Below are 304 nucleotides of genomic sequence, written 5' to 3'. Positions count from 1 at the left end.
CGGAATGCTGATTCTGTGAATCCGCTCGTCCGGGCATCTTGAGAAAAAGTCTCCGCCATTTATTACAGGAATAACGATGCCATTGTTTTTATTTAGTTCAATAGAAACTCGGTTATACATCGGCTGTTTACAACATTGTCAGGTGTCAAATACTCGGTTATACATCGGCTGCTTACAATATTGTCAGGTGTCAAAACGTAGGTTGATAGCAGGCAGCTGATAACATTGATAGCTGTCAAAACGTAGATTGATAGCAGTTAACTAACAATATTGATAGCTGTTAACTAACAATATTGATAGCTGT

The organism is Treponema sp. UBA785 (assembly GCF_002297065.1).
Classification (GTDB): Bacteria; Spirochaetota; Spirochaetia; order Treponematales; family Treponemataceae; genus Treponema_D.
This window is presented reverse-complemented; position numbering follows the sequence as displayed.